The 13382-nt window shown below is 50.4% G+C and carries 13 protein-coding genes; 12 read left to right on the forward strand and 1 reads right to left on the reverse strand.

Going from position 1 to position 13382, the window contains the following annotated elements:
• Positions 1 to 190 precede the first annotated feature (190 nt).
• The 12 genes from RDN79_RS00005 (at position 191) to RDN79_RS00060 (ending at position 11990) form a co-directional block, all read left to right on the forward strand.
• Positions 191 to 655 (forward strand): hypothetical protein, encoded by a 465-nt coding sequence (locus RDN79_RS00005; RefSeq protein ID WP_298548081.1) that lies wholly within the window; start codon positions 191 to 193, stop codon positions 653 to 655.
• Positions 656 to 806: 151 nt separating this feature from the next.
• Positions 807 to 1253, forward strand: coding sequence for an HU family DNA-binding protein (locus RDN79_RS00010; RefSeq protein ID WP_298548079.1), 447 nt, complete (start codon positions 807 to 809; stop codon positions 1251 to 1253).
• Positions 1254 to 1307: 54 nt separating this feature from the next.
• Complete coding sequence (locus RDN79_RS00015) at positions 1308 to 1505, forward strand: hypothetical protein (RefSeq protein ID WP_298548077.1); 198 nt, start codon at positions 1308 to 1310, stop codon at positions 1503 to 1505.
• Positions 1506 to 1529: 24 nt separating this feature from the next.
• Positions 1530 to 2366 carry a D-Ala-D-Ala carboxypeptidase family metallohydrolase gene (locus RDN79_RS00020; protein ID WP_298548074.1) on the forward strand — a complete coding sequence of 279 codons (837 nt, stop codon included), beginning with the start codon at positions 1530 to 1532 and terminating at the stop codon, positions 2364 to 2366.
• Positions 2367 to 2434: 68 nt separating this feature from the next.
• On the forward strand, positions 2435 to 3790 hold the full coding sequence (locus tag RDN79_RS00025; protein WP_308572712.1) for a gliding motility-associated C-terminal domain-containing protein: 1356 nt from the start codon (positions 2435 to 2437) through the stop codon (positions 3788 to 3790).
• Positions 3768 to 4745 carry a lytic transglycosylase domain-containing protein gene (locus tag RDN79_RS00030; RefSeq protein WP_298548069.1) on the forward strand — a complete coding sequence of 326 codons (978 nt, stop codon included), beginning with the start codon at positions 3768 to 3770 and terminating at the stop codon, positions 4743 to 4745. The genes RDN79_RS00025 and RDN79_RS00030 overlap by 23 nt, the downstream gene beginning before the upstream one ends.
• A gap of 11 nt (positions 4746 to 4756) precedes the next feature.
• Complete coding sequence (gene uvrA / locus RDN79_RS00035; protein WP_298548067.1) at positions 4757 to 7609, forward strand: excinuclease ABC subunit UvrA; 2853 nt, start codon at positions 4757 to 4759, stop codon at positions 7607 to 7609.
• Entirely contained in the window at positions 7606 to 7824 is a 219-nt protein-coding gene (locus RDN79_RS00040; protein ID WP_008148475.1) for a hypothetical protein, read from the forward strand. Before uvrA ends, RDN79_RS00040 begins: the two co-directional genes overlap by 4 nt.
• Positions 7825 to 7827: 3 nt before the next feature.
• Positions 7828 to 8436, forward strand: coding sequence for a YigZ family protein (locus tag RDN79_RS00045; protein WP_298548058.1), 609 nt, complete (start codon positions 7828 to 7830; stop codon positions 8434 to 8436).
• 48 nt (positions 8437 to 8484) lie between these two features.
• Complete coding sequence (locus tag RDN79_RS00050) at positions 8485 to 9678, forward strand: sodium:proton antiporter (RefSeq protein ID WP_298548056.1); 1194 nt, start codon at positions 8485 to 8487, stop codon at positions 9676 to 9678.
• Positions 9679 to 9750: 72 nt separating this feature from the next.
• A complete protein-coding gene (gene nhaA, locus RDN79_RS00055; RefSeq protein WP_298548055.1) occupies positions 9751 to 11100 on the forward strand; it encodes a Na+/H+ antiporter NhaA in 1350 nt (449 codons plus the stop codon).
• Between the two features lie 2 nt (positions 11101 to 11102).
• Entirely contained in the window at positions 11103 to 11990 is an 888-nt protein-coding gene (locus RDN79_RS00060) for an aldo/keto reductase (RefSeq protein ID WP_298548053.1), read from the forward strand.
• A gap of 5 nt (positions 11991 to 11995) precedes the next feature.
• Here the strand turns inward: RDN79_RS00060 and RDN79_RS00065 are convergent, their stop codons facing one another.
• Positions 11996 to 13357 (reverse strand): MATE family efflux transporter, encoded by a 1362-nt coding sequence (locus tag RDN79_RS00065; protein WP_298548051.1) that lies wholly within the window; start codon positions 13355 to 13357, stop codon positions 11996 to 11998.
• Positions 13358 to 13382 lie beyond the last annotated feature (25 nt).

Here is a 13382-nt window from a genome sequence, read left to right on the forward strand (position 1 = left end):
GTCTTCCTGTGATGCAGGAAATGAAAGCCACGGCCGGAATCGTAACAGAAGAGCTTCGTCTGATAGAGCGTCTCTTCCAGCCACTGAGAAAGATCATGAAGGAAGGGCTTTGAGGCGTTTTGGGGTATAGCCGGTCTGTTCCGGTGGCTTTCCGGGTGCGAGGGATCAACTTTCCCCCTCCGGAAATGATATGAAAGAAGAATTGGTTGCGCTGTTTGGGGGCGCAAAACCTACCGTCCGCTTGTTTCACGAGTTGTTGAAGTGTATGCCTCTTGAAGAAAGGGGCATTTTTTTTGACCGTACGTTCGGGCTTGCCCTGTCGGGTTGGACGGATCTGTCAGTGCCTTACCGTTTGTTTTTGGTGCGTCTGATCAAGGCCAACCGCCAGCGTTTTGTGGATTATGTCCGGCAAAAGACGGTGTTCGGTGAGTTTTTGTATAGGATGGACGAGTTAAATTTGTTCTTGAAGGGCCTTAATTTGTTGGTAGATCCGTATAAAAATCCTAAATCTTCATATACGGAAATTTCTTTTTCTCTTTTGCTCGCTTTCGATATGGATGTGTCCGTCAAGTATTTGGCTGACAAAATCCGGTATGCGAGGATGGATTCGTATGATTTTGCCGACCTGATGGAGAAAAGCAGTGAGATGGAGTGATAAATCAATGCTTAACCGTCCGGCCTACTCTGGGCAAAGGTACCGCTGTCGCTTGCGAAGCGAGTTTCAGACCTTTTTTAACGGTTTGCCGCTACTCTATCTTTGCAATGTGATCAAAAACAAATTATTAATCATTTAAAAATTAAAGATTATGGCTCTGAAGTACAAATTAGTTCAGAAAAGGAACTTAGGCAAGGACCAGGAAGAAAATCCTGAAAAGGTGTATGCACAGATGGTCAGTGGTGACTTGGTGACATTTGAAGAACTGGTCGAAGAAGTCGGTGACAGCACCGTTGCCGGTAGTGCCGGGGTAAAGGCTGTATTGGATCGTCTGAATGTGGTTTTGGGACGTCATTTGCGTAACGGGCGTCGTGTGAATGTGGGCGAATTGGGTACTTTTCGTCTGAATTTCGGTTCGCAGGGTGTAGTGGGTTCCGATGATTTCAATACGGGGCTGATCCGTGAACCCCGTGTTCGTTTCCTTCCGGGTAAGGCGTTGCGCACCATGAAAAGCCGTACAAGTTTCGAACGAATCGTTCCGGCAACGGACGGATCGGCTCCCGGCGGGGGAGAGGAAGAGAGACCGGGAGAACTTTGAGAATTGAAAATGGAAAATTGAGAATTGAAAAATCATAATCTCAGACCATAAATCATGAAGAGGTTGACGGTTCAGTTGACAATGGCAGTCCTGCTCACAATGAGCGGGATTGTTCTTCTCTTCTGCGGATTCTGGATCGATCCGCAAGGGAAGGTGGATAACAGCGTGTTGGTGGCTTTCGGGGAGATCAGCACGTTTGCGGGGGCGCTTTTCGGGGTGGACTACTCTTATAAATTGAGAATTAAGAATTGAGAATTTAAAAATGAAGATTAAAAAATGAGAGATGGGAGGTTGAGTGAACATTTCGGGTTGGAAGAGATGTGTTATAGCAGGACCGGGATGGAAAATGGGATTGACAATATGCCGGGAAAGGAGGCTCTTGCTGCGTTGAAGTACTTGGTTACGGGGCTATTGGAGCCGTTGCGGAAGTTGTATGGCAAGCCGGTCGGGGTGACAAGCGGGTATCGTAGCGAAGAAGTCAACCGGCTGGTGGGAGGCGTGCCCGGCAGCCAGCATACAAAAGGGGAGGCTGCCGATTGTTATGTGCCTGACGCGGCTGGACTGTTGGCTGTCTTACGGCAGTCGGGGCTTGAGTTCGACCAAGCGATCCTTTACCGGAAGCGGAATTTCCTTCATTTGTCGCTAAAGGAAACCGGTAAAAACAGGATGCAGGTGCTTTTACGTCTTTTGGCACTGGTTTTCTTGTTGTCGGGATGCGGAGTGGGCAGGCGGAGCCATCGGCTGGAATCGGCAGTCTGTTTGGACAGTGTCCGTTTGTCTGTCGGGGAGATGGGGATGCAGAAAAAGGATATCCGCCTGATCGATACGGTTGCCTGGAATTTGCAGCAGGTCGTTTATTTCGCCCCTGACAGTACGGGTAAGCAATACCCGGAATCCGTTACAACGTTGCAAATGGATCGCAGCCGACAGTTTACCGATACAGGAAGGATTGTGACATGCCGGCAAACGGACTATACCGGCCGGCATACGGAGGAAAAACTGGGCCGGACGGAGACACGCCGGACCCCCCGTTCACCGGGTTGTTTTTTCTTTGGGATTGTCTTTTTATTTGTCTTGAGTTTCTTCCTTTATAAAAGATTGAAGCCTGGATAATGCAATAAAAAGGCCTTTCTCTCCGTATAAATCCGTATAAAATAGTAATTTTGTAAGCTAATTAGGTTATGTATATGCTAAGAACGGAAATTAGGAAACTGGGAGGATTGATCTCTTTCTTGTTTGTGGTGTTGGCCATTCAGGCACAGCAGTATACGGTGACAGGAGGAAACGGAACTCCTTATTTGTTGGAAAATCGAGGGAATCGCATATGGGTTTATCTGGTATATGGAATGGATAATGTGGAGATCCGCTATACCTCTTCGTCCGCCAACCATCAATGGTACCGGTATAAGCAAAAGGCATTGGACCGGGAGCCCGTTTCGTGTGAACAGAACGGGGCGACATCTGTTATTCGGAATATAGAGGATGGAACCGGGTACTATGTGGAGGATCCGGCTTCCGGCATGAATGGTTGGTATGTATGGATCATCGATTATAGCAAATATGTCTTTAATGTCGAGAGTATCACAGTCAAAGGAAATTGTGACGGCTTTCGGTTGGAAGGTTCTCCGGCTGTCCCGGTCATGTATTATTATACCCCGTCGGGAAGCCGGATGACGGTGAAGCGGGAGTTCGATGTCGCTTATCAGACATTGGAGTGGTCTGAAGACAACAAGTATTTTTCGCCGAAGAATGTGCAAAGGACACTGTCTGAAGGACCTTATTCGGTAAGGATAAACGATAACGAAACAATTCCGTTGTGCGATACGGAGGTCACGCTTTCCGGCGATCAGTTTGCGAAACATTTCGGAGTGGAGAAATCGATTACTTCGGATACCTATCAGGCGGTGGCTGTCGAAGTGCATGTCGATACGACATTCATGATGGATAATGCGGAGAATATGACAGCGGGAGACGGGGAATATCTTTCCGCTCCGGCAACGGTCACTTTCCGTGCGTATGCCAATGATCCGGTAGCGACGCTGTATACCTGGAAGATATATAGGAGCGATGTGGAGAACGGGGCTGAGAATCCGTTGGTGGAATACAGGGATGAGGAGATCGATTATACGTTTACGGAGAAAGGCGATTATACGGCGGTTGCGACTGTCAGTAACGCGACGGGAGAGTGTGAGGCGGTTTCCAATTCGATTGAAATCAAGATTGCCGAATCGGAGCTGCAAATCCCGAATGCTTTTTCGCCCGGTACGACGCCCGGCATCAATGATGAGTTTCGTGTCGCCTACAAATCGCTTGTGACCTATAAGTGCTGGATATTCAACCGGTGGGGGGTACAGATGTACCATTCCACTAATCCGGCGGAAGGGTGGGATGGCAAAAAAGGAGGAAAATATGTCGCTCCCGGCGTCTACTTTTATGTGATAGATGCAGTGGGATCGGATGGTATTAAGTATAATAAAAAAGGTTCTATAAATATTCTTAGACCCAAGAAAATTGATGATGAAATTATTGAGCAGTAACAGTATAGCCGGTTTTGTGGTGGGAAGTGCAGTGTGTCTGACCGCCTGCCTCTCCATCGGTTCGAGCGATTCGGAGAAAGTGAAAGAACAGCGTCCGGTCGTTTCATCGGTGACCATGTCGCCGGACATTCCCGTTTCCGCCTCTTTTTGCGGAAAGGAGATCGATTTGACACGTTACAATATGCATGAAGGTTTTGACCGGGAATTGAGTAGTTTTACCTATTTCCATTCTACCACCATGCTGCTGATCAAGCGGGCAAACCGCTATTTCCCGATAATCGAACCGATCCTGAAAGCCAACGGCATTCCGGACGACTTCAAGTATCTGGCGGTGATCGAGAGCCATCTCGACCCACGTGTCTCATCGCCTGCACGGGCGGTGGGAACCTGGCAGTTGTTGGAGGGGACGGCCCGTCAGTACGGGTTGACGATAACGCCTACGGTCGACGAGCGTTGCGACGTGGCGAAGGCGACCGAAGCGGCTTGCCGTTATCTGAAAGCGGCCTATGAAAAATATGGAGACTGGGCGCTGGTCGCGTCTTCCTATAATGCCGGTATGGGACGTATTTCGGGAGAGCTTGTCAAGCAGGAGGCAGACAGTTCGTTCGATCTCTGGCTGGTGGAAGAAACTACCCGCTATGTCTATCGTATCATGGCCATCAAGCAGATATTTGAAGCTCCCTATAAATATGGGTTCGTGTTGAGGGCGCAGGATTTGTATAAACCGATCGCATGCGAGAGCGTTGCCGTCTCGACGGATATTCTGGATTTGTCCGGTTTCGCCAGGAAGAAGGGCGTCACGTATGCCGATTTGAAACGTTTCAATCCCTGGTTGCGCGATCGTAAATTGCTGACGGCGGGAAAAACATATACGATCCGGATCCCGAAAGAATCTGACATGTATTATAAAACGCCCAACACCTATGTGCATAATCCGGCCTGGGTGGTGAAATAAGAAAACTGAAAATGATGAAGGATAAGAATGCATTGGAAGGCGGCCGCATTTCCGTTTTAGGCGCCCGCGTCCATAATTTGAAGAATATAGATGTCGATATACCTCGTAACAAGCTCTCCGTGATTACCGGTATGAGCGGTAGTGGTAAGTCGTCTTTGGCTTTCGATACGATTTTTGCGGAAGGACAACGCCGTTATGTGGAGACTTTCTCCGCTTATGCGCGTAACTTCTTAGGGAATATGGAACGGCCGGATGTGGATAAGATCACCGGCCTGAGTCCTGTTATCTCGATCGAGCAGAAGACAACGAACAAGAATCCGAGATCCACGGTGGGAACGACTACCGAGATTTATGACTTTTTCCGTCTGCTTTATGCAAGGGCGGGAGAGGCTTATTCGTACCTGAGCGGCGAGAAGATGGTGAAATACACCGAAGAACAGACGTTGGAACTGATTCTGAACCGGTATAAGGGAAAAAAGACCTATCTGCTTGCCCCGCTCGTACGTAACCGTAAAGGACATTATAAGGAACTTTTCGAACAGATGCGAAAGAAAGGGTATCTGAATGTCCGGGTGGACGGTGAGATGAAGGAGATATTTCATGGTATGAAGCTCGACCGGTATAAGATGCACAGCATCGAGGTCGTGATCGATAAGCTGGTCGTTTCGGAATCGGATGAACGCCGTTTGAAAGAAAGCCTGCGCGTCGCCATGAAGCAGGGCGACGGACTGGTACTCGTGCTGGATGCCGAGACTGACGAAGTGCGCCATTTCAGTCGCCGGTTGATGGATCCCGTGACGGGATTGTCTTACAGCGAACCGGCTCCCCATAATTTTTCGTTCAACTCTCCACAGGGCGCTTGTCCGAAATGTAAAGGATTGGGACAGGTCAACTTGTTGGACATGAATAAGATCGTACCCGATGCGTCGCTCAGCATCTACAGCGGCGGTATCGTGGCGTTGGGAAAATATAAGAATTCCTTGATATTCTGGCAGATCGAAGCTATTTGCGAGAAATATGGCGTAACGCTGAAAACTCCGATCAAAGATATTCCCGAAGAAGCGATCGATGAGATCATGAACGGGACGGACGAACGCCTGCAGATTAAAAACGATTCGCTGGGCGCTTCCAATTATTTCCTGTCGTATGAAGGGGTTGCCAAATATATCCTGATGCAGCAGGAGAGCGAGGCTTCCGCTTCCGCACAGAAATGGGCGGGACAGTTCATACGGATGGCTGCCTGTCCGGAATGTAACGGGCAGCGGTTGAACAAGGAGGCGCTGCACTATAAGATAGCCGGAAAGAATATCGCCGAGCTTTCGGCAATGGATATTTCCGAATTGTATGAGTGGCTGGACGGTGTCGAAGATCGGTTGAACCCCAAGCAGCGGCAGATCGCTGTCGAAATCTTGAAGGAGATCCGTTCACGCCTGAAATTCCTGTTGGATGTAGGGCTGGATTACCTCGCGTTGAACCGTGCTTCGGCGACGTTGTCGGGTGGCGAGAGCCAGCGCATCCGTTTGGCGACTCAGATCGGCAGCCAGCTGGTCAATGTGCTTTATATCCTGGATGAACCGAGCATCGGGTTGCACCAGCGGGATAATGTCCGTTTGATCAACTCGTTGAAGGAATTGCGCGATACGGGCAACTCTGTTGTCGTGGTCGAGCATGACAAGGACATGATGTTGAATGCGGACTATGTGGTCGATATGGGACCGAAGGCCGGCCGTCTGGGAGGAGAGGTGGTCTTTGCCGGAACTCCCGGTGAGATGTTGAAGGTCGACACGCTTACTTCGGCCTACCTGAACGGGAAGACGGAGATTGCCGTCCCGGAAGAGCGGCGGAAAGGAAACGGACAGTTCATCACGATAAAAGGGGCGAGCGGGAATAATCTGCGGAATGTGGATGTCACGTTCCCGTTGGGTACGCTGATCTGTGTCACGGGCGTGTCCGGCAGCGGAAAGTCTTCTTTGATCAACCGGACCTTGCAGCCGATTCTCAGCCAGCATTTCTATCGTTCCCTGGAAGATCCGTTGCCTTACAAATCAATCGAAGGGATAGACAATGTGGATAAGATAGTCAATGTGGACCAGTCACCGATCGGACGTTCGCCGAGAAGTAATCCGGCTACTTATACCGGCGTCTTTTCGGATATCCGCAATCTGTTTGTGGATCTGCCTGAATCGAAAGTGCGTGGCTACAAACCCGGACGTTTCTCGTTCAATGTCTCCGGCGGACGTTGCGAGACGTGCAAGGGGAACGGTTACAAGACGATCGAGATGAATTTCCTGCCGGATGTGCTGGTTCCCTGTGAAGAATGTCATGGCAAGCGATACAACCGGGAAACGTTGGAAGTCCGCTTTCGCGGGAAATCCATTGCGGACATTCTGGATATGACGATCAATATGGCGGTGGAGTTTTTCGAGAATATTCCCTCGATCTTGTCGAAAGTGAAGGTATTGCAGGATGTAGGCCTGGGCTATATCAAGTTGGGGCAACCTTCCACGACTCTTTCCGGCGGTGAGAGCCAGCGTGTCAAACTGGCGACCGAACTGGCCAAGAAAGATACGGGCAAGACGCTTTACGTATTGGACGAGCCGACGACCGGTCTTCATTTCGAAGATATACGGGTCTTGCTGGGCGTCCTGAACAAATTGGTGGATAAGGGTAATACGATCATCGTCATCGAGCATAACCTCGATGTCATCAAATGTGCCGACTATCTGATCGATATGGGTCCCGAAGGCGGACGTAACGGCGGGCAGGTCCTTTTCACCGGAACTCCCGAAGAAATGGTAAAAGCGAAAACGAAGAGCTATACGGCTCCATTTTTGAAAGACGAATTAAAAAGCGGTAAGAAATGAAGAATCCTATTCAGATGATTAAACAATGCGTGGAGAAGGAAGAACCTTACTTCCTGCTGCGCGGACAGGATTTATGTGCGTTGAAGGCCATCGAAACCTATTATGAGGAGGTGAAGAAGCACGTGAAAGATCCTTATTTTATTGAAGAGATAGAAGAGATAATGAAAGATTTCCGGGCATTCCGGGAAGAACAGGAAACCCATATACCGGATTAAAAGATGGCGGACGACAGTTACAAGACCATTAAGCAGGTAGCCGAAGGGTACTATACGGAGAAGCGCAGCCGCTTTATCTCGTATGCGATCCCGGTGCGTACGGTGGAGGAGGTGAAAGAGCAACTGGACAAATACCGTAAACAGTATTACGACGCCCGCCATGTCTGCTGGGCTTATATGTTAGGGCCCGAACGCCTTACTTTCCGTGCGAACGATGACGGCGAACCGTCTTCCACAGCGGGAAAACCGATCCTGGGACAAATCAACTCGAACGGGTTGACGGATATCCTGATCGTCGTGGTCCGCTATTTCGGCGGCATCGAATTGGGGACGAGCGGCTTGATTGTCGCTTACCGGACAGCGGCCGCCGAAGCGATAGCCGCTGCCGAGATAGAAGAGCGCACTGTTGATGAAGATATCACCATTGCATTCGAATACCCTTATCTGAACGGAATCATGCGCATTGTCAAGGAAGAGAATCCGGCGATCATCTCCCAAAAGTTTGAAATGGATTGCGAAATGACCCTTCGCATCCGCAAGGGAGAGGCCGGACGTTTGAAAGCGCGGTTGTTAAAGGTGGAAAGCGCCTATATTCCCAGAACCGAATTTTAAGCAGGTTGTTATATTACTATAATTCTAAACAAAAACAATTCGTAAATAATGAAGAAGATTCTATTGTTTTCTTTTTTTCTGATGTTGGGATTGGTGGTATCTCAATTTCTGCCGGCGATGGTAGGTGAGAGCTACTTGTCGGTGAAGACGGTCTCCAATACCCTGTTATATGTCTGCCTGGCCTTTATCATGATAAATGTGGGGCGGGAGTTTGAAATGGATAAAAGCCGTTGGCGGTCCTATACCGAAGATTATTTTATTGCAATGGCGACGGCCGCTTTCCCCTGGATCTTCGTGGCGTTATATTATATGTTCGTGTTGCTTCCCGATATCTACTGGAACAGTGGAGAGGCCTGGAAAGAAAACCTTTTGCTGAGCCGGTTTGCAGCCCCGACTTCGGCGGGCATCCTGTTTACGATGTTGGCGGCGGCAGGGTTGAAATCTTCCTGGGTGTACAAGAAGGTGCAGGTATTGGCAATCTTCGACGACCTTGATACGATTCTGTTGATGATTCCTTTGCAGATCATGATGGTAGGCTTGCGTTGGCAGTTGGGCGTCATCATTCTGATCGTGATGGTCCTGCTGGTCATCGGATGGAGGAAGATGGGCAGTTACAATATGCGGCAGGATTGGAAGGCGATTCTTTTCTATGCCATCCTTACCTGCGGGATCACGCAGGCGGTTTATCTGGTGTCCAAATACCTTTATGGCGAAGATGCCAGCATCCATATCGAGGTTCTGTTGCCTGCGTTTGTATTGGGGATGGTGATGAGGCATAAGCATATCGATACGAAGGTCGAGCACAATGTGGCAACGGCTGTCTCGTTCCTCTTCATGTTCCTGGTGGGGGTCAGCATGCCGGTCTTTTTCGGAGTGGACTTCGCCGCGCAGTCTGCAGAGGCGACAACGATAACCGGAGCGCAGCCGATGATGTCCTGGCCGATGATCATCCTGCATGTCGTGATTGTTTCGTTCCTGTCCAATATCGGGAAACTGTTCCCGCTGTTTTTTTATCGGGAAAGGCGGAAGCGCGAACGTCTGGCGCTGTCGATCGGCATGTTTACACGCGGTGAAGTAGGGGCCGGGATTATCTTTATCGCGCTTGGCTACAATTTAGGAGGCCCTGCGCTTATGATTTCTGTGCTCACCATAGTGTTTAATTTAATTTTAACTGGTATATTTGTCGTGTGGGTTGAAAAACTGACCCGCAGCGCTTACAAGCTGGAGCAAGCCGGCAAGTAGGCGGACAGTTGTTAGGAAAAACTCAAAGGGAAGCGGTTTGCAGGCCGCTTCCTGTAAATACTTAAATACCCTATGGATAGAACCATCAACGTTATCCTTAAACCGTTGCGTCGTTTCGCTATGCAGAAACCGAACGCGAGTATCTTATTGTTCATGGCTACGATCCTTGCCATGCTATTCGCCAATTCCCCCTGGGCAGAGTCTTACCACAACATCCTGTTGTATCCGATCGATTTGAAGATAGGCAATTTCACACCGTTTATGCATCATGGAGAAGCGATGTCGATGCTGGCCTTTGTGAATGACGCCTTGATGGCGGTCTTCTTTTTTGTGATCGGACTGGAGATCAAGCAGGAGATTCTGATCGGGGAACTGAGTTCGGTACGGAAAGCGTTGCTTCCGATTATTGCGGCCTGCGGCGGGATGATCGTTCCGGTATTGTTTTATTTCCTGGTATGTCATTCGGCTCCCGAAGTGCGGGGAGTGGCTATTCCGATGGCGACCGACATCGCCTTTGCGCTTGCTGTATTGGGACTGTTAGGGAAGCGGGTTCCGCTCAGCATGCGTATCTTCCTGACGGCATTGGCGGTGGTGGACGATATCGGCGGTATCATCATTATCGCCTTGTTTTATAGTGGCGAGATTGCGTTCGAGCCGCTTCTGGTCTCACTTGCCCTCCTGGCTTTGCTATATGTGGGAGGAAGGATGAGGGTGAATAACATCATCTTCTATTATATAATCGGTTTCTTCGTGTGGATGCTGTTTCTTGAGTCGGGTATTCATCCGACCATAGCGGGCGTGCTGGTCGCATTCACCGTTCCGGCCCGTCCGGTTGTCAAGCTGGATGATTTCACCTGCGAAATGACCGGCTATCTGAATATGTTGGATTACACCGAAGTGCGTCATTCGCGGCAGGCGGCGGTTCTTTCGCCGACACAGATACAGGTACTCAACAATATCCATTCGCTGGCTGATAAAACGATCAGTCCGTTGCAGAGCATTGCCGACAAACTCCATCCGTTAGTCAATTATCTGATCCTGCCGCTCTTCGCCTTTGTCAATGCAGGCGTTACTTTCGGGGATATCGGGATCGGTTCGTTACCGGGAATCCCGTTGGCGGTATTCTTCGGCCTGTTTGCCGGAAAGTCGCTGGGTATTTTCCTGTTCACCTATATTTTTGTCCGTTTGCGTCTTGCTACGATGCCGGAAGGGGTGAGCAAACGGAACCTATTCGGGGTGTCGATGTTGGGCGGTATCGGTTTTACGGTAGCTCTCTTTATCGCGAACCTCTCTTTCGCCGGTATGCCCGGTATCGGAGCGGATTTGTTGAACCAGGCGAAGTTGGGCGTATTTGCCGGTTCGTTCATTTCCGGCTTGTGCGGCTATTTGATATTGAAGAAAGTATTACCTAAAAAAGTATAGAGATGGACAGACGCAAATTTATTCAGACAGGGGTTGCCGGAGTAGCCGGTTTATCATTCGCCCGTACGGGGCTTGCCAACATACAGATGACCGTTCCTTCGGATGTATCGGTCGACAGGGTGAAACTGGGAAAGACCGGATTGAAAGTCTCCCGCATTGCCATGGGAACCGGGACGAAAGGCTGGAACTACCAGTCCAACCAGACCCGGCTCGGATTGGATAACTTTGTGAAGATGGCCCGTCACGGGTATGAACGCGGCATCCGCTTCTTCGACATGGCCGATATGTACGGTTCGCAGCCATTCGTCGGAAAAGCCCTGAAAGAGTTGCCCCGCGAGAAACTCACGCTGATGACGAAGATGTGGACCTACGACGAAGGATCGGAAAAACGCGAGCCGGTCAGCAAAACCCTCGACCGCTTCCGCCAGGAAGCCGGCACGGACTATTTCGATATCCTCCTGCTGCACTGCATGACGAAAGGCGACTGGGCGGAAACCCGTAAATTCTATATGGACGGCCTGGCGAAGGCCAAGCAGGACGGCATCGTGAAAGCGGTCGGCGTCTCCTGCCACAACTGGGATGCGATGGTCGAGGCTGTCGACAATCCGTGGTGCGACGTCATCCTCGCCCGCCTGAACCCGTTCCAGAGCCACATGGACGGTACGACCGAAGCGGTAAACGAACTCTTAGGCAAGGCCCGCAAGAAAGGAAAAGGACTTATCGGAATGAAGATTTTCGGTGAAGGCAAACACGTTTCCGATGCCGAACGCGAACGTTCCATCCGTTTTGCCGTCACCGAAAGCAATCTGCACTGCATGACGCTCGGCCTGGAGTCCATCGCCCAGATGGATGATGCGATAGAGCGGGTGATGCGGAATGCCAAAGGATAGCTGCCTTATTCCGCCGCCTTGCCTACCTTGTGCCGGTACTGATAATCTACCGTCAACGCGATGAAGATGATCAGTTCGGCACACGGAACAGCCAGCCATAACCCCTTCTCTCCCAGCAAGTGAGGAAGAACGAGGAAACACAGGCTCATCAGGATGATCCCTCTCAGCAGCATGAAAAGCATCGCTTTCCGTGCCCATTCGATACTCTGGTAGTACCCGATCCATGTAATATTCAAGGCAAAACAGATAAACCCGGAAGCGAAGTAGGGGATGCCCTCCGTCGCAATCCCGTAAGCCGGACAGCCGGGTTCCAGAAACATCGCTACGATATAAGGACAAAACGCATACATCACGGCAAAAGCCGTCAGTCCGCTGATAAAAGCCGTTTTCAAGGACAGCCGGAACGTCGTATGAACCCGTGCGGCATCTCCCGTACCATAATTATAGCTGATGATCGGTTGTGCCGACTGGGCGATCGCGTTTGCGATCATGAACACGATCGGCAGGCAGTAGCACGCCACGCTGTATGCCGCCACGCCATCCTCTTTCAGCATCCGGATGAAAGCATAGTTACCGACCAGCATCATGCAGGCGATCGCCAGTTCGCCCAGCATCGCCGAGGCTCCCAACCGGACCATATACCCCGTGTTCCGGCAGGTCAGGCGCAGGCTTTTCATACTCATCTTCAACTTGTATAAATGCAATGTCCTGGAGAAGCCGAAGAGATAGACCAACACCATCAATCCGCCTGCCACCTGTGCCAGCGCGGTTGCCAGCGCCGCTCCGGTCAGCCCCATCTGCATCGGGAAGACGAAAACGTAGTCGAGCACGACATTTATCAAAGCCGGTACGACGTTGCACAGCATCGCGAATTTCGGCGAGCCGTCCAACCGGATCATGAACATTCCGATATTGGCCAGCATACTGAAGAGGGAGAACGGCACGATCCAGTTCATATACTCCAGCACAAGCGGCAGCAACTGGTCGGAACTCCCCAGCATATAGGCCGTCTGTTTGCTGAATAGCATCACCAGGAATATCCCTATTGCCATCAGCAGGAGGGACACCAGCAGTGCCTGTGTGATATTGATGTTAGCCGCCTTGATCTTCCTCTGTGACAGGTGGACGGAGGCCACGACCGACGAACCTACCCCGAAGAGCAGCCCGATCCCTGTCGTTATCATAAAAATCGGGGCGACGATATTGACGGCGGCCAACGCATCGCTCCCCACGCCGCGCCCCACGAAGACACCGTCGGCGATCGTGATACACGCCATACAAACCATTCCCAGTAACGTCGGAAAAAAGATTTTGCGGAATAGAACCGGAATGTTCATACTGCCAAAATCAATACGATCTCTCTGCATACCTCAACTGATTTTTTATTTTGGG

The organism is uncultured Parabacteroides sp. (assembly GCF_902493135.1).
Classification (GTDB): Bacteria; Bacteroidota; Bacteroidia; order Bacteroidales; family Tannerellaceae; genus Parabacteroides.